Here is a 22,363-nt window from a genome sequence, read left to right on the forward strand (position 1 = left end):
TATGAGAAAATTAAAATTAATAGTTTAAAATAAAATTTATCTTTGCGATATATAAATCAACAAATTATGCCATTTTCAGAATTATTTGATAACGAATTTAAAGAAAGAAACAGAGGCCATTTCTCTGCAATTGTTCGTGTAGCTTTCGCTGACGGAAAAATTAATGACGAAGAACAAACTTTTTTAGATAAAATAGCTTCGACATTACAAATTTCAGAAGAAGAATATAAAGAAATCCTAAAAGATCCGTGGAAACATCCAATAAACCCACCTTACTTATACACACAACGTTTAGAGCGTTTGTATGATTTGGCAAGAATGGTTCATGTAGACCACCATTTAGGAGATCAGCAGGAAGTGATGTTAACCCGTATGGGATTAGCTTTAGGATTTACACCAGGAAACGTAAATTATATTGTTAGGAAAGCTTTGTCTTTAGTAGATAAAAAAGTAGATCTTGATACTTTCCTTTTCGAAATGGAAAATATGAACAAGTAAGAAAGTATTCAGTTTTCAGTGGCAGTTTTCAGCCACAGTCACAGTTTAGCTAAAATAAATAAACCCGACCGTTTTTATAAACGTGTCGGGTTTGCTATTTATAACTCAGTCTGAGACTGAAAACTGAGACTGAGACTGAATACTATAAAGCTTCTGCCATAAATTGCTCTGCTTTTTCGACCATATTATAACTTCCGCAGAAAAAAGGAACTCTTTCATGCAATTCTGTTGGCTGGATTTCCATAATTCTTCCAAAACCATCAGTTGCCTTTCCTCCTGCCTGTTCAGCGATAAATGCCATTGGATTACATTCATATAATAAACGTAATTTCCCTTTTGGTGCTTTTGAACTTGTGGGATACAAATAAATTCCGCCTTTGATCATATTGCGATGAAAATCAGAAACTAAACTTCCGATATATCTTGAAGTATATGGTCTGTCTTCTTCTTCTCTTTGGCAATATTTAATGTAGTTTTTTACTCCTTGCGGAAAATGAACATAATTTCCTTCGTTTACTGAATAGATGTTTCCGTTTTGTGGAAATTTCATATTAGGATGTGAAAGATAAAATGTACCAATTGCCGGATTCAGTGTAAAACCATTTACGCCATGACCGGTTGTGTACACCAACATGGTCGAAGTGCCATAAATTACATAACCTGCTGCAACTTGATTGATTCCCGGTTGTAAAAAATCCTCGCTTGTTACCGGGGTTCCGATAGGTGTAATTCTTCTAAAAACAGAAAAAATAGTTCCTACAGAAACATTTACATCAATGTTTGAAGATCCGTCAAGCGGATCCATTAAGATCACGTACTTATTATTATTACTGTTGTCGCTCCCCTTGACAGTAATAAATTCGTCGTTTTCTTCTGAAGCAATACCACAGACAATCTCACGGTTTATTAACGTCTGGATAAATACTTCGTTTGCATACACATCTAATTTTTGTTGGTCTTCGCCCTGAATATTTTGTTCGCCTGCAGCGCCAATAATATCCACCAATCCGGCTTTGTTTACTTTATAGTTGACGACTTTGGCCGCCAAACGTATAGAGTTGATAATTCGGGAAAGCTCTCCCGACGAATACTGAAATGCTTTTTGGTTCTCAATAATAAACTCTCCTAGTGTTTTATTGCGTTCTTCCATTGCTATATCGTTATAGTTTTTGATTATAAGTCACAAATATCGCTTTTTTTGTGAGAATGCTTCAAAAATTATTTTGTTAGTTTGCCACTATTGTATATTTGCTAATTAAAAGCGGGAAGTATCAAATAAAAAAATACATTTTTAGCTAATAAACGCTTAATAATAAGAATATATGAATTGCCCTTACAAGAAATTCGTACAAACAAATTTTTTAAATATAAAGAGGGAATAGTATATTTAGGATTAAAATAAATTACATAATATGAATATTAGAAAAGGAAATCCTGAAGACATGGAATCGGTTTTGGGATTAATACAGGAGTTGGCAATATTCGAAAAAGAACCGGAAGCCGTTGTCATTACTGTAGAGGATTTAGTACGTGACGGTTTTGGTGAAAAACCATTATTTAATGTTTTTGTAGCAGAAATTGAAGATGAATCAAGCAACAAAGAAATAGTTGGAATCGCTCTTTATTATTATCGCTACTCTACCTGGAAAGGAAAAACCATACATCTTGAAGATTTAATCGTAAAAGAAAAAATGCGCGGCACAGGTCTAGGATCTGCTCTTTATGCCGAAATCATGAAACAAGGCAAAAAAGATAATGTTCGCAGAGTTGAATGGAATGTTCTGGCCTGGAATATGCCAGCCGTTAATTTTTACAAAAATTCAGGCGCCAGAATTCTGGAAGACTGGCAAGTAGTTCAAATGGACGAAAACGGAATTAATTCGTTCCTAGAAAAATTATAAAATAAAATAAATAAAACCAGATTTCACTCAAACCCCGAATCTGAAATCTAAAACCTGAAATCTAAAATTAAAAATGAGAGTATTTAAATTTGGTGGAGCATCAGTTAAAGATGCCGATGGAATTAAAAACGTATACGACGTTTTACAAAAAGTAGGTTATGAAGATGTAATTTTGGTCGTTTCGGCGATGGGAAAAACTACAAATGCTCTTGAAGTTGTGATCAAGAATTATTTTGATAAATCGACAGAGTTGAATTCATCGGTACAAGAAATAAAAAAATATCACAATCAAATTTTATTAGATTTATTTGAGGATGAAAAACATGAGGTTTTTACTGCTGTAAAAGCGCAGTTTTCTGAATTAGAATATTTCCTGGCGCATAACAAATCGCCTAATTACAATTTTGTTTACGATCAGATTGTAAGTTTTGGAGAATTGATTTCGACTACGATCTTAAGTCATTATATGAATTACAGAGGAATTCAGACACAATGGCTGGACGTTCGTAACTTCATTAAAACAAATGCTAATTACAGAGATGCCGAAGTTGATTGGGAAGCTACTCAGCAATTGATCAGCAAAAATGTAAAACGCAAAATATTAAACATTACACAAGGATTTTTAGGCGCGGATGAGAATAACTTTACTACAACTCTTGGTCGTGAAGGTTCTGATTATACGGCCGGAATTTTTGCTTATTGCCTAAATGCCGAAAGTGTAACGATCTGGAAAGACGTTCCGGGAGTTATGAATGCAGATCCGCGCTATTTTGAAAATGCAAGTTTACTGAACCAAATCTCGTATCGTGAAGCGATCGAATTGGCTTTTTACGGCGCAACGGTCATTCACCCAAAAACGTTACAGCCACTACAGAAAAAAGAAATTCCGTTGTACGTAAAATCATTCATCAACCCATTATTAAAAGGAACCTGCGTTTCTAAAGGTGTTGATTTGGAGCCACAATATCCTTGTTTTATTGTAAAAAGAAACCAGCTTTTGATCTCACTTTCATCAATTGATTTCTCTTTTATTATGGAAGAAAACATCAGTGAGATTTTTGCTTTGTTTCATGAATTCAAAATAAAAGTGAATCTGATTCAGAATTCAGCTATTAGCTTTTCTGTTTGCGTAGAAGATAAATTCGAAAACTTTAATGAATTGAATGCGATTCTTTCGAAAAAATTCAAAGTTGATTATAATGAGAATGTGACTTTATATACGATTCGTCACTTTACAGAAAATGCCGCCGAAACTGTTGAAGCAAACAAAACTGTTTTACTAAAACAAGTAAGCCGCGAGACGATGCAAATTGTTACGAAAGAGATTAATAACTAAATCTTTTTTATAAAGTTAATTATTTCAATTCAAATACATTTAAGAAAGGCTTCGCATAATTGTGAAGCCTTTTTGTTTAATTTTTGCCCTTATTTAAATTTCTAATAATGATTTTCAAATCTTCAATTTGCAATTCATATTGTTTGATTATTTTTCGATAAACACTAAGCATAGCAACTTCAGTCAACCGTTCTTCATTTATTAAATTTTCACTTAATGAAGATTTTGATTCCTTCCTCACCAAATCTTCCGGTGTTATTTCAAAAACCTCACAGATTTTATTAAAATGACTTGCCCACGAACTACTTTCGCCTCGTTCCATTCTTGCATAAGCAGATAATGATATATGTAAAAAATCTGCCATTTGCTCTTGTGATAATTTTTTAGATTGCCGTAGCGTTTTAAGCTTTTTTCCTATAATTCTATTCATAATTAACATTTTTACAAAAGTAAACATAAGAAATATTTTACAATAGTTCGTTTTTAGGTTTTAAAAAACCGATTTCAGGTTGAGACTTTTTTCTGACTCATTGTAAATTTGAAAAATATTAACTCTTAAATCTTATAATTATGAAAAAACTAGAATTGAAACAAATGGAGATTTTAATAGGTGGTCAACAAGCAATGGAAGCAGACCAATATGATGGAACATTTGATGATGGGAGAAGAATTAGTCTTGATTGCGGAATAGGTTTGACTGGATTAGCTCTAACAGTTGTAGGTGCCGCCGCAGTTGTTACTACAGGCGGCGCTGCTCTTTTTGCTGCGAGTTTCATAGTTGGCTCTATCGGAACTGCACGAGCATGCTAAAAATAATCTTGTAAAATGAAAAAACTGAATTTACAATTTAAGAAATGGCTCTACTTTGTTCTTTTATTCACAGCATGTGGGCTTACAGGTTACCATATTAATAGATATTTACAAACTAAGGACTTATATTTTCTATTTAATGCTTTAGCAATGCTATTATTAGCTATTGGGAGTTTTATTCAGTGGAAACATATTTTAAAGTAAATTATCTTATTTATCATCCGCTCTATTTAACATTAGGATTTATATCTACTTTATAAATGAAATAGCCTAAAAACGAACAAGTAAGCAATTTATTACAATAAAATATTTTTAAATTTAAACGCATTGTTCATAAATGAATAATGCGTTTTTCACAAAAAGCAATACATCTAATAAATGAAAAACACTTTACTTAGATATGGTTTACTTTCGATTTCTTATATCATTATAACAGAAATAACAAATGAAATTATCAATTTAAAAGATCTTCTTCGTAATTTTTTAATCGATTTTTTGTCTAAAGATCAAATAAACAGCTATTTTGAATTCCAAGATAAGTGGCATTGGTTAAATCATCTATACATTCCATTAATAATTTTAGTTAAAACCTTAATAATCGCCACAACACTGTACATTGGCTTATTCCTATTTACAAAAGAAACAAAATTTAAAAATTCTTGGAATGTGGTAATAAAAGCAGAATTCATTTTCATTTTAGTCCCAATCATTAAAATTATCTGGTTTTATTTTTTCCAAACCAGCTATACATTAGATGACATTCAAAATTTCTATCCGCTATCAGCTTTAAACATTATAGGATATAAAGATTTGGAAGCTTGGTTTATTTATCCCTTTCAAGTGCTCAACTTATTTGAACTTTCTTATGTAATTTATTTAGGATTTCAAATTGGCGAATTAACCAATACAAATACCGATTATGGATTAAAAATTGTTGGCTTAAGTTATGTACCCTGTTTATTGCTATGGGTTGCCACAGTAATGTTTTTTACACTTAATTATAGTTAAATCACAAAATGAAAATACATTTCAAGTCTCTGTTAGTATTATTATTTATAGTCATTCTTATTTTATTAAGTTATCAAATAACATCTAAAATAAATCACAAAAATGAAATAGCTCAAAACATAAAAACCATTCCCGAATTTTCTTACCAAAACATTAAAGGAGGAATTTTTAGCAATCAAAACTTAAAAAAAGAGAACGCAACTATTTTCATTTATTTTAGTACTGAATGTGAGTTTTGCAATGAAGAAGCTAAAATGATTAAAGACAATATTAAAAGCTTAAAAAATTTTCAATTGATTTTTGTGTCATTTGAAAAACCAGAAAACATAAAATTATTTTCTCAAAAACATCAATTGTCCAATTATGATAATGTTTATTTTTTATGTGATAGCAAAGTTACTTTCGCTTCTACATTTGACGTTACTACACTACCTTGTTTAGTACTTTATGATAAAAACTTCAATTTACTTGAGAAAATAAAAGGACAAACAAAACCAGAAATTTTGATTAAAAAATTGGAAACTGAATAATGAACTTAAAATATATTGAAAAAACCCATACATTGCAACTTGATCAATCAGATTGTGGTGTTGCTTGTTTATTATCAGTTATAAAGTTTTATAAAGGCAGTAATTCTGTAGAAAAAATTAGAGAATTAAGCGGTACAACGAAGCAAGGAACTACAATGCTGGGTTTGCATCAGGCAGCAAACCAACTAGATTTCACGGCTGATGGTTGCGAAGCCGATATTCAAGCTCTGATTGACCATAAACAACCTGTAATTTTACATGTAATAATCGAAAATAAATTACACCATTATATAGTTTGTTATGGTTATAATGAAAAAGAAGGATTTCTAATTGGAGATCCTTCAAAAGGAATATACCTTTTATCGATACACGAATTAGAAAAAAAATGGGCTTCAAAAACTTGTTTAATACTAGCGCCAAATGAAAATTTCATAACTGAAAAGAAAGCTAAAAAAACTCAGATAAAATGGTTTCTTGACTTATTAAAGGAAGATTATAATTATTTGGATTTCTATTTTATTAGGGGTCTTTATTGCAGGTTTAGGAATGTCAATGGCATTATTTTCACAGAAATTAATCGATGATATTCTTCCGTCACATAATATCAAAAAGCTAATCTCCGGAATTCTATTATTAACCATTTTACTTTTAGCCAGAGTTGCAATTGCTGTTTTAAGACAATATTTTTCACTAAGGCAATCAAAGGATTTCAATAACCGAATAAACAATACCTTTATTTCCTCACTTTTACACCTCCCAAAATCCTTTTTTGACAGCAGAAAAGCTGGAGACCTTGTAGCGAGATTAAATGATACACAGCGCATACAAAGTGTTATTAGAATGTTCTCGAGCACCTTAATAATAGATGTTTTAGTTGCTATTATATCGTTAATATTCCTGTTTAGCTATTCTTGGAAACTGGGTTTGATGTCTTTATTTTGTTTACCCATTTATTTTTTTATAATTTATAGAAACAATAAAAAAATAATTGAGTCACAAACGGAAATCATGCAAAGTTATGCAATCAACGAAAGTAATTATATCAATACTATTCAAGGAATTTCGACCATAAAAAACGATAATAAACAAGCTGTTTTCAAACAATTAAACGAATATATTTTTGCAAATTATCAAGAAAAAATATTCAATCTTGGAAAAATAAATATCACTCTTTCGTGGCAATCTGGATTTGCCAGTGTTCTTTTTTCAATTGGAATTTTGATTTATACATCAATCCAAGTATTTAATAAGGAAATTAAGATTGGTGAGTTAATGGCAATTTTAGGAATTGTAGGTTCATTGCTACCATCAATCGCAAATTTGGCTTTAATATCAATCCCAATAAATGAAGCCAAAATTGCTTTTAATAGAATGTATGAATTTGCAACTATAAAAAAAGAAAACGAAGAAGGAGTAGAAATTAATGAAATCAACCAAATCTCAATCCAAAACCTATCCTTTAGATTTGCAGGAAGAAGTGAACTTTTTCACGATTTAAACATAGAAATTGAAAAAGGAAAATTTACGGCTATAGTTGGAGAAAGTGGAAGTGGAAAAAGTACATTGGGACAGATCTTACAACGCTTTTATTCGTTTGAAAATGGAAATATAATTGTAAATAACAAACATAAACTTCACAAGATTGGCCTTAAAAACTATAGAGATTTATTGGGTGTGATTCCTCAGGAAATTACAATATTCAATGGGAACGTAATTGATAATATCCTTTTAGGAACGAGTGACTCTCCCGAAAACGTATTTAATTTTATTCAGGAATATCGATTTGAAGATTTTTTCAATCAATTACCACAAGGTTTAGCCACAATTATTGGTGAAGAAGGCATTAATCTAAGCGGCGGACAAAAACAAGTTATTGCTGTGGCAAGAGCTTTATACAAAAAACCACAATTTTTAATTCTTGACGAAGCTACCTCAGCAATGGATAGAAATACAGAAAACTTCACCATGAATCTGTTTCAAAAAATAAAACCAAATTGTGCCATTTTATTTATCTCACACCGATTGAATAAGCTTAAAAACATAGCAGACAACATTTATATCTTAGAAAATAAAACTATAACAAAATCTGGCAATCACGATGAGTTAATGAAAACAAGTAATTTTTACAGCAATTATTGGCAGGAAATAATTTAAAAAACAAACAATCATGATAGTAAAGCAAAAAAAAATAGTAGACGATTATGAGAATGGAAAATACAGCTTGGATCTATAATTTTGTTTCTTTAATAGATTTAATTTTTAATAAAAAACAGATAATTATTTCAATTCAAATATATTTAAGAAAGGCTTCGCATAATTGTGAAGCCTTTCTTATAACCCATTTTATGCGTTTATCGCATAAGGAATTTCATAAATAGTATGTAGTTTTGAAAAAGTGAATTAAAAGCATTTTGCTATTATGAAAACCAGAACTACGCGTTTTATTATCAATTATATCATAAGCCCTCTTTATATAGTAATATTATTTAGGATTATGTTTTTTGAGGATCATGAATCTTTTACAGAAAAAATAGCGCTTCACAAAGCCGATCCAAAAATGTATCTGGCGCTTTTACTTTGTTTTATTAGCTTGTTTTTATTGCGTTGGGGAATGAAATTTCCGAAAACTTCTTAACAAAAAAAAACATTTAATGAATGTATAGTCTTTAACTATCTCGCCCTGTTATTCTCACTCTGCTCAATTTCTGATTTTTTATACGTTGCCTTTTTTGAATTTCCAAAACTATAAGTGGCAATCAATTTAAAGTAATTGGTGGTATACGTTCTGTGATAATATATTTCGGTTTGTCCTACGTCATAATTACCGGAAACCATAAAGTCATGAAAGATATCATTTGCGGTAAAATTGAGTTTTAGCGCCTCTTTAAAAAAGTTTCTTTCGATTCCTACAGTAACTGTCGACCTGCTATTTTCACTTCGCAATCCGTAACTCTTATCGCCCAAATACCACGCTAATAATTGTATTTTAAAAAGATTCGGAATCGTAAATGTATTATTCGAATACAGATAGATTTGAGGTTTGACCGGACCCAAAGCATATTCATAAAAATTATCGATCGATTTACTTAAATTCATACTAATTGTATTTGTTGAATTCCACCATTTGTTTGTAAATGATCTTGAAAGCGAAGTAAAAAAAGTATCTTCTTTTTCTATATTTAATGATCTCAAAATATAACTGTTGGGCGTATCGCCACGCAAAGCAGCTCCAGAAATTGGATCGATTTTATAGGAATATCCTATTCTAAAATCGAACTTTTTGTACATCGCACCAATTTCAAAGGTATGAACTTTTTCGGGCAATAAATTCGGATTTCCTTCTATAGTCGTAAACGGATCCTGATAAATAACAAACGGATTCAAACCCTGATATCGTGGTCTTGTTATTCTGGAAACATACGATACATGCGCTTTCAAATCATCTGAAACATCCATATTTAGTAACACATTCGGGAAAAAGTTGGCATAACTTTTTTTGAATTCCTGAATCCCGTTTGCAGTAGTGTGCAAATTATAACTTGTCCATTCGCCTCGTGCGCCAAAAGAAAAATTAAACTTCTTTCCTAATGAACTTCCATAATTAAAATAAACCGCACTGATTTTTTCAACGTATTTAAAATCACTCGAAAGTTGATCATCAGGTTCAAATTCCCCATTTTCTACATCAGAAATCAGGAAATCTGTTCCTGATTGTACTTTCGCATTGCTAAATTTTGCTCCGGTTTCGAGCTTTGTATTTTCATTTATCTTTTTAGAATAATCTGCCTGAATGCTTATAATATCAATTGTATTTTCAACATTATTCTTCAAATACTTTTCAGTATTTCTTTCTTCGACCAAACTATTTTCATCAATAAAATCTTTTACAATTCCGTTATAATTAGAGTATTGCGTTCCTATAAATAACGACGAACCTTTACTATCTGTTATAGCATTATAATTTAGATTAATGAACTGATTCAGCAGCACATCATTTTTAGCAATATCCGTGGCATAAAAGCTGTTTCCAACATTATTACTGATGGAATTTCGGCTTTCTACAACTCCGCCTAAATCTTCAATATTACCGCTATAGGCCAAGGAGATATAATTCTTTTCAGAAAAAACATATTGCAATCCAAACCCAAAATTAGAGTAATTATTAAACTGTCTTTTCCAATCTGTAGTTAATTCAGATTGCATATATTCCTCTGGATTAGGTCGCGTTCTGGTTGTATATAACAATTCGCGGCCTTTGCCCAATTGCAATCCGTAGTTGGTTATAAACGAAAATTTACCTTTGGTATAATTAAAATCCAGCAATGTATTGGTACTTGTTCCTGCGAATTCTGAAACTGTAATTTGCTGACTTGCACTTCCTAATATTCCGTTTTCGATATTTTTTTTGGTAATAATATTAATGACTGCTTTTCCTTCGGCATCATATTTTGAAGAAGGATTGGAGATTACTTCAATCTTTAAAATTTGCGAAACCGGAATTGCGGCAAAACGCTCATAATTAATCAATATTCCGTTAAGGTAAATAATCGCTTCGCCTTTTCCCAGAACACTAATCTGTCCTTCGGCTACAATAACATTCGGAACTCTGCCTAATAATTCATTAACAGAACTGCTTGTCGAAAGCAAAGTGTTGGCGACATTCACATCAATATTTCCGTTTGCGCCATACTTTAATAATGACGTTTGTTTTTTAATGACAACTTCATTCAATTCATTGCTTGGATCTGTAATTTTCTCGGAAATGGTTTGCTTAGATTGTGCTTTTATTGCTAAGGCATAAAAAAGAAAACAATAGATGTGAATGAAAACAGTAACTGGAAACCTCATAAGAATTGGTGATTTAAAATTTGACTTTGTTTGTAACAAAAGTCTATTGTAAATCGCCAAACGAGGTAATCAAAAGAGAAATCAGGAGTACAAATTTATAAATTCATACTAACCTTTAAGCCTGTAAAGCCTGAAGTTGGTAGTTTAGCGGTGTAGTACCGGTATGTTTTTTAAAGGCTGCGAAAAAAGTCGATTTAGAATTGAAACCAACATCATAACCTACAGATTCTAACGTCAGTTTATCATTTGATGTAATGATTTTGCAAGCTTCCTTTATTCTGAATTCGTTTACAAAACTGGTAAAATTCTTATTCAGGTTATTGTTTAAAAACTGCGACAATTGATGACTTGAAATATTGAGTTCCTGAGACAAATCCTGTAAACTCAGATTGGAATTTTTATACCATTCTTTTTCGATCATTATTTTTTCCAGTTTTGCGGATAAAATTGTGGCTTCGACTGAATCTATTTTTTTGCCCGAAGTTTTGGGACCATTTAATAAAAACAAATCATCGGTTCTTTTTCGGTATAAAAGGATAGAAATAATTAAATAGAACAGAATCGAAAAAACAATTGCTCCACTAATATAAGTAGCGGCCGGAGCACCCATTATGGCAAGAAAATAAAAAAGAAATAAAAGAAAATTGCCCAGAAAAAGCATCCCGAACCACATTTCTGCCGGAGTTGTTTTGTGTTTTCTGTTTATGATTTTCGCCAATATACCTTTAATAGTATGACATGAAAAAACAACATAAACAAACCATTGAAAATAAATGATTTTTATAAAATAACCGCGCCAGAGTTTTGGGTAATATTCATATGGAAATATAATGCCAACAGTAATAATAAGTGTCGCCCAGAATAAAAGTATGAGTTTCCAGGATTTCGGCATTATATTAATTTCAGCAACGGCTGATTTCAGGAAATAATATAAAAAGGGACCAATAAAAAAGCAAGCAGTTAACCCAATTTGTAAATATAATCTAGGCAATGTGGGATGAAAATATACAAATACCGATTTTCCAATTCTGATAATTAATGCGAATAATAATGCACCCAAAAAATAATTGGTCAGCAACTTTTTTTTGGTAAAAAAGAAGAAATACACACTTAAAATAATTCCATTAAAAACTCCTAATGCACTAAAAAAGAATAAGAGTTCTTTACTGGCATCCATAATTTAAGTTTGTTTTATCTTCACAAAGCTAAAAAAAATTATGACTTTAAAGATTTTTTATCCTCTTTCAAATCCTTAATCACTTTTTTCAATTCTTTGATACGCTCCTCATATTGCTCAATGATCTGATCGGATAATTGATCTGCATCATTAATAGAAGATACTCCCCTATTATTGAGATCTACTTTTAGTAAGTCTTCCGGAGTTATTCCAAAAATTTTACAAATGGTTAAGATATGATTTGCCCATGAACTGCTTTCGCCGCTTTCCATTCTGGCATATGCTGATTGTGATATATGAAGACAATCTGCCACTTCTTCTTGTGACATTTTTTTATTCTTTCGTAGTATTTTAAGTTTATTACCTACAACAACATTCATATTTTATGGTATTTTTCCTTATAAACCAATAGAGGGCGATTTTATAAAAATATACTCACAAAAAAAGACTTTTATTTTTAAATAAAAAAACAACTATAAATTACGTATTAAAATACCCGATAATCACATAATAACAAGCCTTACAAAACAGTAATTTAGACTTGCCAAAAAACAAATAGAAATTACCTGAAATCAAGGATAAGATCTATTAAAAAATTTAACCCCTAAAATCTAAATAACATGAGTAATCCATCATTGTTTTTATGTCTTTTAATAATAGTTATTGCGCTTGGCTACCGATTTTCAAAAAAGTATCGTTAAAAATACCTCTGCAAATTAGTTCGTAATAATAACTTTAAAGTGCTAAAAAAATCATGGGGATCAACAATAAACCTGATCAGGAAAATCAAAACGAATGGAATAATGATCCTGATAACTGGATTTGGGGAATGTTTTATTATAATCCAAAAGACAATAGATTGTTTCCTCCTAAAGGAATAAAAGAATTGGGCTGGACGATTAATTTTGCCAATCCAAATTCTGTTTTTATAGCTTTGATTGTAATTGCAATTCTTCTTATTCTGACAGAACACACCAACACTTAAATTCAAAAAACCGGGTAATTACTCCTGATTAATATTCATTACCACATGAAATTCTTCCTATTCAAATATAGCATGGCTATTATAAGCTGTCTGTATTTAGCATACTTTTTTTATAGCCCGGATCACACCGGCAACATGATAAAATCCGGGACATCAATTGTATTGGCACTATTAATTTCGATCTCGATGTTCAGTCAGATAAAAACCAGAAAATAGATCGAAAAACACACATTCAATCTCCAAAATACAGACTCGGAATTTCCCAATTATAAATACTACTTTTGATTTTTTAGAGTTAAAGTATTTATGTTGAAAAAATTACTGTTTTTAACGGTTTTGATCTGGTATTCCGGCCTTCAGGCACAGGAAACGGAATCATCGTACAAAACCAAAAAAGTAATTATAAGCCGGGATACGATTCATCTCGAAGAAGTTAGTATCAATTCTGCTTTTTTCAAAATATTAAATACTAAAAACGAACCTTTAGATTCCAGTTTTTATAAGATTGATTTTCAAAAAGGAACTTTGATTTTGAATGAAAATGCCGGTTCAGTTTCGGATACTTTAATTGTAAATTATCTAAAATATCCTGATTTCTTAACCAAAGAATACAGTCTGTACAAATCAGATCAGGTGGTGACCAATGATATTGGTTCTGAAAAATTATACCGAATTGATAATACCAACACTAAAAAAGTTACGCCATTTGATGGCTTACAAACTTCAGGAAGTATTACTCGCGGCGTTACGGTGGGGAACAATCAAAATACAGTTTTAAACTCTAATTTAGATCTTCAGATTACCGGAAAAATTTCTGATAAAATTAGTATTCGGGCTTCACTTCAGGACAATAACATACCGTTGCAGGATGGCGGTTATTCGCAAAAACTCGATCAATTTGATAATATTTTTATTGAATTATTCAGCAATGACTGGAACATTCGTGCGGGAGATGTTTTTTTGGAGAACAGAAAAACCCAATTTTTAAATTTTAATAAAAAAGTACAAGGCCTTTCAACCAGTTTTAATTTTGGTACAGAGGAAAGCAAAACTAATATTTTTGCCTCGGTGGCTTTTGTAAAAGGGCAATACGCCAAAAGTACTTTTACAGGCCAGGAAGGCAATCAGGGACCGTATAAATTAAAAGGTCAAAACGGTGAGTTGTATGTTCTGGTTATTTCAGGATCTGAACGGGTTTATGTAAATGGTGTTTTGCTAAAACGTGGCGAAAACAATGATTATGTTATTGATTATAATGCCGGAGAAATTACGTTTACTTCGCTTTTTACAATTACTTCTGAAATGCGAATTAATGTTGAATACCAATATTCTGAACGAAATTATAACCGACTCGTAACCTACGCCGGGGCAACACACGAAAATAAAAACTGGAGTTTTGGCGGCTATATTTATTCAGAAAATGATATGAAAAACCAGCCATTGCAACAAAATCTTTCTACAGAGCAGGTCGGGATTTTAAGTCAGGCCGGTGATAATATTAATTTAATGAAAGCGCCATCTGCTTACGAAGAAAGTTATGCTGATAATAAAATCCTGTACAAAAAAATACTCGTCAATGCGGTTGAAGCTTACGAATACTCGAATGATGCCAGCAATGTTTTGTATAATGTAAAATTTAGTCTTGTAGGCAATAATGCCGGAAATTATATTATTCAGAACAACAATTCGGTAGAACGTATTTATGTATATGTTGCTCCTGTAAACGGAATTCTGGAAGGAAATTATGAGCCTCTTGTACAATTGGTTGCCCCAATAAAATTGCAGGTAGCCACATTTTTAGGAAAATACAATCCTGATGAAAAAACGCTGGTTGACTTTGAAATTGCCATAAGCAACAACGATAAAAACCTTTTTTCGAAAATCGATGACGGCGACAATAGCGGAATTGCCCTTAAAACCAACATTAAAAAACGTCTTTTTACGAAAGAATGGACTTTAGACGGTTTTGCTAACTACCAATTTGTTCAGGAAGATTTTAGATCTGTGGAGCGATTGTATAATATTGAATTTAATAGGGACTGGAATTTAAATGAAGCACTTTTAGGCAATCAGAGTTTATTGGTTACGGGTTTGAATTTTGATTTATTTGCTAAAAAACAAACCTCAAATATTGGACTGTTTACCTATCAATTTGAAAAATTAGATTATTCTGAAAGTTATTCGGGGGCAAGACATACTACGACCGCCCTCTTCAAACTAAAACAATGGACGATAGAAAATCAGGGGAGTTTTTTAAATAGTGATGCCACAAGTTCGACTTCTAAATTTATCAGAAATCAAACCAGAACCAAATATCACTTTGGCAAAAACTGGATTGGCGCCAGTATGCAACTCGAAAACAACCAGCAACGGGATAAAATTAGCAATCAGTTTTCGGCTTTAAGCCAAAAATTCACAGAATACGGTGCTTTTGTTGGACGTGGTGACAGCACCAAAGTTTTTGTAGAACTAGGTTATTTGCAGCGTCGAAATGATAGTTTGCAAAACGGATTGTTACAACATGTAAACAATTCGCAAACGTATTACTTAAAGTCAAAATTGATTCAGAATAAAACAACCGATTTAGCGGTTTATGCGAGTTATCGTAATTTAGATTTCATTAATTCATCCCGAAAAAACGAACCTTCCTTAAATTCGAGAATATTATATAATGATCGCTTCTTTAACCAGTTTATGCAAATCGGGACGACTTACGAAACCAGTTCAGGAACCATTGCGCAACAAGAATTTACCTACGTAGAAGTTCCAACAGGACAAGGGGTTTATACCTGGAACGATTATAATGGCAACGGAATTCAGGAATTGGAAGAGTTTGAAATTGCTGCATTTGCGGATCAGGCAAAATATGTTAGAATCTTTTTGCCTAATCAAATTTATATTAAAACCAACCAGAATAAATTTTCTCAATCTGTTGCTTTGAATCCGCTGCAATGGCAAAACGAAACAGGGTTTAAAAAACTTGCTTCCTATTTTTACAATCAAACTTCGTTTATTATGGATCGAAAAGTAAAAAGCAGAGGCGAACGTTTAGAACTGAATCCGTTTGATTCATCTGAAGAAAATATTCTGGGATTGAATTCGAGTTTTAGAAACAGTTTGTATTACAATCGCGGAAAGCAAAAACATTCTGTAACCTACACTTATCTTATTAATAAAGGGAAGAATTTGCTTTCGATAGGATCTCAAAATGTTAGAAACAGTTCAAACCAATTGCAATATACTCATTTGTATCAAAAAAGCTGGCTGTTTAATTTCTTTACCAAAACAATAAGTACCAATTTAGTTTCTGAAGATTTTGTCGAAAAAAACTATGATCTAAAAGGCTATCAGGTAGCACCAAAAATCAGTTATTTGTTTTCTAAAAATACCAGTTTAGATTTCTTTTATGAATTTCAAAACAAAGAAAACCAGATTGGGAATTTCGAAACTTTAGTGCAAAACAGACTTGGAACTTCCTTTTCGTTTGCGGGAGAGAAAAAGGTCACCCTGAATGGAGAATTTTCTTTTTATCAAAACAAGTTTAACGGCAATGAATTTTCATCTGTAGGTTTTCAGATGCTGGAAGGACTTCAGGAAGGACAAAATTTAGTCTGGAAATTGCTTTTACAGAAAAACATAACACAGTTTCTGGATGTAAATTTAAATTATCAAGGCCGAAAAGCTGAGACTTCAGCGGTTGTTCATACGGGCAACATTCAGCTTCGCGCTTATTTTTAACACTTTACGAAAAATGTATTCATAAATTGATTAATTTTAATTGAAATTTAAAACCGTAACCTTATGAAAAAATTATTATTACTTTGTTTTATGGTGGTTTTGTCTTCTAATTTTTATGCTCAGGAAACAGCTGTAAAAGACACAAAAAGCAAAACTGAAACTGCTGCTAAAAAGAAAAAAGCAACTGCTGACAAAGCGGCATCAGATGCAAAAAAAGAAGCTACTAAAGCAAAAAAAGCAGCCAAAGAAGCCACTGATGCTTCGGCAGCAAGCACTGCAGCAACCAAAAAAGCAGCCGACAAAGAAGCTGCTAAAGCAAAAAGCGATGCCACTAAAGCTTCTAAAAAAGCAACTGCAGCAGCAGATGGAGCTAAAGCTGATGCCAAAAAAGCCGATGCCAAAGCAACTGTAGCTAAGAAAGATGCTACCGCTACTAAAAAAACAGCCACTAAAACATTAAAAGAAACCACAGAGAAAGCTCCAAAAGTAGCGGATAAAGTTACGGGAGAATACAATGGTAAAAAAGTATATACGGGACCAAAAGGCGGTAAATACTACATTAATAAAAACGGAAATAAAACGTATATTCAGGATTAGTTAAAGATACTGAGATGCTAATCTACTAAGGCGCTAAGATTAATAGAAAAACCGAACTACAGTTCGGTTTTTTTATTTAACAAGCAAAAAACTTAGCATCTTAGAGGCTTAGAAACTTAGAAGCTTAAATCAGAGTTAATAATTTAGTAATATGTACGAAATAACACAAAAAGCTTATTTCTCTATCTTCGTTTTTAAAAAGCGTTAAACTATGAGCATTGACTATTCTGCGAACAAAACAATTTTAGTTGCTCCATTAAACTGGGGACTTGGCCATGCCACAAGGTGTATCCCCATTATAAAAGCGCTTCAGGAAAAAAATTTCATCCCAATTATAGCTTCTGATGGAGTTGCTTTGGCGTTACTCCGTAAAGAATTCCCGTACATACAAACACTTGAGCTGCCTTCTTATCATATTGAATATGCTAAAAATGGTAAAAACTTTAAATGGAAATTGATTAAAAGCCTGCCTAAAATGATCGTTGCTATTTTAGACGAGAAAAAAATGGTGAACCGCTGGATCAAAAAACACGGAATTGACGGCATTATCTCGGATAATCGATTGGGTGTTTTCAGTAAAAAAATTCCATCTGTGTTTATGACGCATCAATTGAATGTCATGACTGGAAATACGACCTGGTTTACGAGTAAATGCCATCAATACATTATAAAAAAATACAATCAATGCTGGGTTCCGGATACTAATGACGCGGTAAATTTAACCGGCGATCTGGGGCATCTTAAAACTACTCACCTCAATTTAAAATACATTGGTCCTTTAAGCAGAATGCGCAAAAAGGAAACTCCAAAATTATATGACCTGATGGTAATTTTGTCCGGTCCTGAACCTCAACGCACTTATTTAGACGAAAAATTACAAAAAGAAGTCGCTGATTATAAAGGCAAAGTTGTTTTTATACAAGGCATTGTTGAGAAAACCCAAACCAAATGGCAGGCTGGAAATGTAACGTATTACAATTTCATGAACTCAAAACAACTGGAACAAACTTTTAATGAAAGTGATTTTGTTTTATGCCGTTCCGGTTATACCACAGTAATGGATTTGGCTAAACTAGGCAAAAAAGCCTTTTTTATACCAACTCCGGGGCAATATGAACAAGAGTATTTGGCGATAAAACTTCAGGAAGAAAATCTGGTACCGTATGCAATGCAAAACGACTTTACGATTGAAGATCTTTCAAAAGTAAAGTCGTTTAAAGGTTTAACTCAGTTTAACGAAGATATCGACTGGGATTCGTTATTTGCCGTTTTCGAAGATTAGTTTTAGAAATTAAACTGTGCTTGTAATCGCAACAAATTTCCTTGCTGACGGTTGATTGGCAGCACGCTGTCTTCAAAAGTTCTGTCGGCAATAACGTATTCTGCTGTAAATTCAAAAGCTTTAAAAGGCTGCCATTCTATACCAATTTCATAATCTCTAACAACATAACTTCTAGCGTCTTTTTCGTATTTTTTTCCTCCGTCATAATATTGAAATTTGGCAAAAGGATAAATATGCTGTTTTTTGATATCTAATTTATAATTCAACAATACATAACCGCCATTTAAATCGGTTTCATCAACTGTATTGGTTACCGTATTGTATCTTGGGCCTGTACCTATATTATATTCTGTCTGGATTCCGAAAGGTCTTGGGTACAAAACAAAAGTTGCGCCCACTCTCTGGTCTTTTACATATTGCGGATCATTTACTTTTACTCCCGGTGAAATTTCGCCTGTAAATGCCCATTTTCCGGTATAAGCCTGAATTCCGGGTTCTATAATCTGACTGCCTATTACAAAAGGATACGTTGCTCTTGCAACCACATTCAAATCTCTGTTACCATCCAGTTTATTGGCAATTTGACCATTATAAACTCCAAAGGCAAAAACTCCAAAATCGCCTGAACCTTTATAACCGTCTTTTACCAGCATATTAAAACGTTCCCTGATTTCGGCCGGAGCCCAATAAAAAAACAACCCCAAATCACGTTCGTTTAGTATAGCACTGTTCATCGCATCATTACGATCTAATGCCAAACGCTGCGAACTGGACTGCATATTCTCGAAACCATAGGGAATCTTACTTTGTCCTACACGTACGCGATATTCCTTTTTCTTATCAAAAGAAAGGTCAAAATACAAATCCCTAATCTGAACAAAATTCTGAATTCCTGTACTTGGCGAACTCGCAAAATCAGGTTGGAAATAGAAAAACACATTGGGGTGAACCTGGCCTGAAAATACCAAACGCGCACGACGAATAAAAAGTCCGTTGTTGGCTTTTGCATCAGGATCTGTAGAAGTTGTTCCCCAGGATTTATCACATTGATCGCAGGAAACTTTATCATTTGTAGAAAAAAGTCCATTGTATCGTATTTGAGCATATCCTCTTAAGGAAATCCTGTCGTACCAATGTTCTTCGCTACTAACTCCGGATTTGGTATCCGGAAGTTTCGCTTTATTAATAGAATCTAAAATACGCATTACTTCGTTTTTTACATCCTGTTTATTTAATTCTTGTGCATTTGATGCGCAAGTTATGAGTAACAAAACGGCTAAAATTTTTCTTTTTATCATCCTTTCTCTAATTCCCTTAATTTCAAGGTGCAAAGATGACTCACCTATGTTAAGAAATCATTAACAAGATGTTACTATAATAAAAATTTAATGTTACGAAGTTTTGGCGTAGTTTAGTTAATTGTTAAAATCCCATGTTTTGCGGCACTTAACAAAAATCAGATCACAATTATTTAACTTCCGCTTTTACTGTTTTATGTGCTTTTTCGAGTGTAAAAGAAAATTCAGAACCAATTCCGAATTCACTTTCGACGTATACTTTCTCTTTATGCGCTTCGATAATATGTTTTACTATGGCTAATCCAAGACCAGAACCACCCTCTGAGCGGGTTCCGCTTTTATCTACTCTGTAAAAACGCTCGAAAAGTCTTGGGATATTTTGTTTCTCTACTCCTTCTCCGTTATCACTAATTCGGATTAAGACCTTTTTCTTGGTTAAGTTTACAACACCAACTTCGGTTAAACCTCCGTCTTTACCATATTTAATAGAATTAACAAGCAGGTTTTCTAAAACTTGCTGAATCCTGTCCTGATCACCACGCACAATAACCGATTGTACATTTTTGCTTTCAAAAGCCAGTTTGATTTTCTTTTTGTCAGCTTTCATTTCCAACAAATCAAAGACATTCTGAATAAGTTCAACAATATTAAAATCAGTCATATTCAAATCCAGGTCTCCTGACTCGAGTTTGGTAATCATGTCTAAATCTTCCACTATATAGATGAGACGTTCAACTCCTTTTTCGGCACGTTTCAAATATTTCTTTCTAATGGTTTTATCATCCATTGCTCCATCCAGTAAAGTCGAAACATAACCCTGAACCGTAAACAAAGGCGTTTTAAGTTCGTGCGAAACATTTCCTAAAAACTCTCTACGGTATTGTTCACGAATTTCCAGCATTTCGATTTCGAGTTTTTTATCGGTAGCAAACTTTTTTACTTCACGCGAAAGCGTTTCCATATCAGTAGTTATGGGTTGATTTATTAGTGTTGTTGATTCTAATAAAGAAACCTCATCGTAGATTTTCTTTACTCGTCTGTAAATAAAGCGTTCTACACGATATTGCAAGACCAAAAAGGAGAAAATATAAATCGAAATAATGAAAACGATTCCAAATGCCACCTGATGTTTTAGCTGATTTTTATAAAATAAATTCATCAGGATCAGCACAAATCCTGTTCCGAAAAGACTGATATATAATGCTGACTTTACAGCAAATTTGTATGTTTTTTTAAAATTAATTTTCATTGAGATTATTGAACCATTAAGAGATTATATTTTTACCATATAAGTTATATAAGTTCATTTAAAGTAAAGCGCAATTGTATGATTACATTAAGAACTTAAAAAAAGAAATCTTTGTCAAAGTTTTGAACTTTGACAAAGATAACCTTTGATTCGAAAAGTATGTTGTACTAATTTAAATGAACTTATATAACTTATATGGTTCAAATATTTATTGAATGTCTAGACTTCAAATTTGTAACCAACACCTTTTATGGTTTTAAAAAGATCTTCGCCTATTTTTTCGCGTAATTTTCTGATGTGAACATCGATTGTTCTTCCTCCTACTACCACTTCATTACCCCAAACTTTATCCAGAATTTCGTCTCTTTTAAAAACTTTTCCGGGTTTTGAAGCCAATAAATAAAATAATTCGAATTCTTTTCTTGGTAAAGCAATTTCTACATTGCCTTTTATGATCTTATATTCTTCACGGTTAATCTCGATTCCGCCGACATTTAAGGTATCACTAACAACTTCTTGTTCTTTTAACCTTCTTAACAAAGCCTTTACTTTGCTCACCAATAATTTTGGTTTTATTGGTTTGGTAATATAGTCATCTGCACCTGCATCAAAACCAGCAACTTGTGAGTAATCTTCGCTTCTGGCAGTTAAGAATGTTATGATAACATTATTTAATTCAGGGATTTTTCTAATGTGTTCGCAAGCTTCCATTCCATCCATTTCGGCCATCATTACATCCATAATAATTAGGTCCGGTAATTCTTTCTGAGCCTTTGCTATTGCTTCTTTTCCATTTGAAGCCGTAACAATCTGGTAGCCTTCCTGAGCAAGGTTATAGCCAACGATTTCTAAGATATCTGGTTCATCGTCAACTAATAAAATCTTGGTTTGTGTTTTTTTCATAAATAGCAAAAATTGAGATTTTTACATCAAATTTTCTTCGTTAAACATTCGATGTTTTTTATTTCACAGCGTAAATATACTAACAAAATAACCGTTAAAAATTGCGGTTAACGGTAATTTAATCTGGTAACAATTTGATAATCTACAAGACACAAAAACATAACAAGTGCCTAACATGAACTTTACACAGCGTTTCTTTCTTT

20 protein-coding genes are annotated in these 22,363 nt (G+C 32.4%); 12 read left to right on the top strand and 8 right to left on the bottom strand.

The annotated features are described in order from the left end of the window. Window positions 1–66: 66 nt before the first annotated feature. Complete coding sequence (locus tag FLP_RS05820) at window positions 67–498, top strand: tellurite resistance TerB family protein (RefSeq protein ID WP_065448584.1); 432 nt, start codon at window positions 67–69, stop codon at window positions 496–498. Between the two features lie 142 nt (window positions 499–640). Here the strand turns inward: FLP_RS05820 and fbp are convergent, their stop codons facing one another. Continuing rightward, a complete protein-coding gene (gene fbp / locus FLP_RS05825) occupies window positions 641–1,648 on the bottom strand; it encodes a class 1 fructose-bisphosphatase (RefSeq protein ID WP_065448585.1) in 1,008 nt (335 codons plus the stop codon). 262 nt (window positions 1,649–1,910) lie between these two features. Between fbp and FLP_RS05830 the strand changes: the two genes are divergently transcribed. Next, entirely contained in the window at window positions 1,911–2,399 is a 489-nt protein-coding gene (locus tag FLP_RS05830; protein ID WP_065448586.1) for a GNAT family N-acetyltransferase, read from the top strand. Window positions 2,400–2,472: 73 nt separating this feature from the next. Further along, on the top strand, window positions 2,473–3,735 hold the full coding sequence (locus tag FLP_RS05835) for an aspartate kinase (RefSeq protein WP_065448587.1): 1,263 nt from the start codon (window positions 2,473–2,475) through the stop codon (window positions 3,733–3,735). 76 nt (window positions 3,736–3,811) lie between these two features. Here FLP_RS05835 and FLP_RS05840 read toward each other — a convergent pair whose 3' ends face one another. After that, window positions 3,812–4,165: a helix-turn-helix domain-containing protein gene (locus FLP_RS05840; RefSeq protein ID WP_158596275.1), complete on the bottom strand. Its 354-nt coding sequence runs from the start codon at window positions 4,163–4,165 to the stop codon at window positions 3,812–3,814. Window positions 4,166–4,305: 140 nt separating this feature from the next. On the opposite strand from FLP_RS05840, the gene FLP_RS05845 reads away from it, so the two are divergent. The 5 genes from FLP_RS05845 (at window position 4,306) to FLP_RS05865 (ending at window position 8,237) form a co-directional block, all read left to right on the top strand. Further along, window positions 4,306–4,545 carry a hypothetical protein gene (locus FLP_RS05845; RefSeq protein ID WP_065448589.1) on the top strand — a complete coding sequence of 80 codons (240 nt, stop codon included), beginning with the start codon at window positions 4,306–4,308 and terminating at the stop codon, window positions 4,543–4,545. A gap of 378 nt (window positions 4,546–4,923) precedes the next feature. Then, window positions 4,924–5,553, top strand: a complete 630-nt coding sequence (locus FLP_RS05855) for a hypothetical protein (protein ID WP_065448591.1) — start codon at window positions 4,924–4,926, stop codon at window positions 5,551–5,553. A gap of 8 nt (window positions 5,554–5,561) precedes the next feature. Beyond that, complete coding sequence (locus tag FLP_RS05860; RefSeq protein ID WP_065448592.1) at window positions 5,562–6,083, top strand: peroxiredoxin family protein; 522 nt, start codon at window positions 5,562–5,564, stop codon at window positions 6,081–6,083. Next, window positions 6,083–6,667, top strand: a complete 585-nt coding sequence (locus tag FLP_RS25740; protein WP_243397584.1) for a cysteine peptidase family C39 domain-containing protein — start codon at window positions 6,083–6,085, stop codon at window positions 6,665–6,667. Before FLP_RS05860 ends, FLP_RS25740 begins: the two co-directional genes overlap by 1 nt. Next, complete coding sequence (locus FLP_RS05865; protein ID WP_243397585.1) at window positions 6,636–8,237, top strand: peptidase domain-containing ABC transporter; 1,602 nt, start codon at window positions 6,636–6,638, stop codon at window positions 8,235–8,237. Before FLP_RS25740 ends, FLP_RS05865 begins: the two co-directional genes overlap by 32 nt. A gap of 516 nt (window positions 8,238–8,753) precedes the next feature. On the opposite strand, the gene FLP_RS05870 is transcribed toward FLP_RS05865, so the two are convergent. The 3 genes from FLP_RS05870 to FLP_RS05880 form a co-directional block, all read right to left on the bottom strand. Further along, window positions 8,754–10,931, bottom strand: coding sequence for an outer membrane beta-barrel family protein (locus tag FLP_RS05870; protein ID WP_065448593.1), 2,178 nt, complete (start codon window positions 10,929–10,931; stop codon window positions 8,754–8,756). A 115-nt stretch (window positions 10,932–11,046) separates the two neighbouring features. Then, window positions 11,047–12,108, bottom strand: coding sequence for a helix-turn-helix domain-containing protein (locus FLP_RS05875; RefSeq protein WP_065448594.1), 1,062 nt, complete (start codon window positions 12,106–12,108; stop codon window positions 11,047–11,049). Between the two features lie 38 nt (window positions 12,109–12,146). Further along, a complete protein-coding gene (locus FLP_RS05880) occupies window positions 12,147–12,488 on the bottom strand; it encodes a helix-turn-helix transcriptional regulator (RefSeq protein WP_065448595.1) in 342 nt (113 codons plus the stop codon). A gap of 374 nt (window positions 12,489–12,862) precedes the next feature. Between FLP_RS05880 and FLP_RS05885 the strand changes: the two genes are divergently transcribed. The 4 genes from FLP_RS05885 to FLP_RS05900 all read left to right on the top strand — a co-directional run bounded on the left by FLP_RS05885 (window position 12,863) and on the right by FLP_RS05900 (window position 18,710). Continuing rightward, a complete protein-coding gene (locus tag FLP_RS05885) occupies window positions 12,863–13,093 on the top strand; it encodes a DUF5808 domain-containing protein (RefSeq protein ID WP_065448596.1) in 231 nt (76 codons plus the stop codon). 306 nt (window positions 13,094–13,399) lie between these two features. Continuing rightward, window positions 13,400–16,831 carry a hypothetical protein gene (locus FLP_RS05890; protein WP_065448597.1) on the top strand — a complete coding sequence of 1,144 codons (3,432 nt, stop codon included), beginning with the start codon at window positions 13,400–13,402 and terminating at the stop codon, window positions 16,829–16,831. Window positions 16,832–16,894: 63 nt separating this feature from the next. Next, the gene (locus FLP_RS05895; RefSeq protein ID WP_065448598.1) at window positions 16,895–17,428 is read left to right on the top strand and encodes a hypothetical protein; all 534 of its coding nucleotides are present in this window, start codon (window positions 16,895–16,897) and stop codon (window positions 17,426–17,428) included. Window positions 17,429–17,639: 211 nt separating this feature from the next. Next, entirely contained in the window at window positions 17,640–18,710 is a 1,071-nt protein-coding gene (locus tag FLP_RS05900; protein WP_065448599.1) for a glycosyltransferase, read from the top strand. 2 nt (window positions 18,711–18,712) lie between these two features. On the opposite strand, the gene FLP_RS05905 is transcribed toward FLP_RS05900, so the two are convergent. The 3 genes from FLP_RS05905 to FLP_RS05915 form a co-directional block, all read right to left on the bottom strand. Beyond that, the gene (locus FLP_RS05905; RefSeq protein WP_065448600.1) at window positions 18,713–20,008 is read right to left on the bottom strand and encodes a porin; all 1,296 of its coding nucleotides are present in this window, start codon (window positions 20,006–20,008) and stop codon (window positions 18,713–18,715) included. 169 nt (window positions 20,009–20,177) lie between these two features. Then, window positions 20,178–21,257 (bottom strand): sensor histidine kinase, encoded by a 1,080-nt coding sequence (locus FLP_RS05910; protein WP_065448601.1) that lies wholly within the window; start codon window positions 21,255–21,257, stop codon window positions 20,178–20,180. Window positions 21,258–21,476: 219 nt separating this feature from the next. Then, the gene (locus FLP_RS05915) at window positions 21,477–22,160 is read right to left on the bottom strand and encodes a response regulator transcription factor (RefSeq protein ID WP_041518469.1); all 684 of its coding nucleotides are present in this window, start codon (window positions 22,158–22,160) and stop codon (window positions 21,477–21,479) included. Between the last annotated feature and the right edge of the window lie 203 nt (window positions 22,161–22,363).

Source organism: Flavobacterium piscis, assembly GCF_001686925.1.
Taxonomy (GTDB): Bacteria; Bacteroidota; Bacteroidia; order Flavobacteriales; family Flavobacteriaceae; genus Flavobacterium; species Flavobacterium piscis.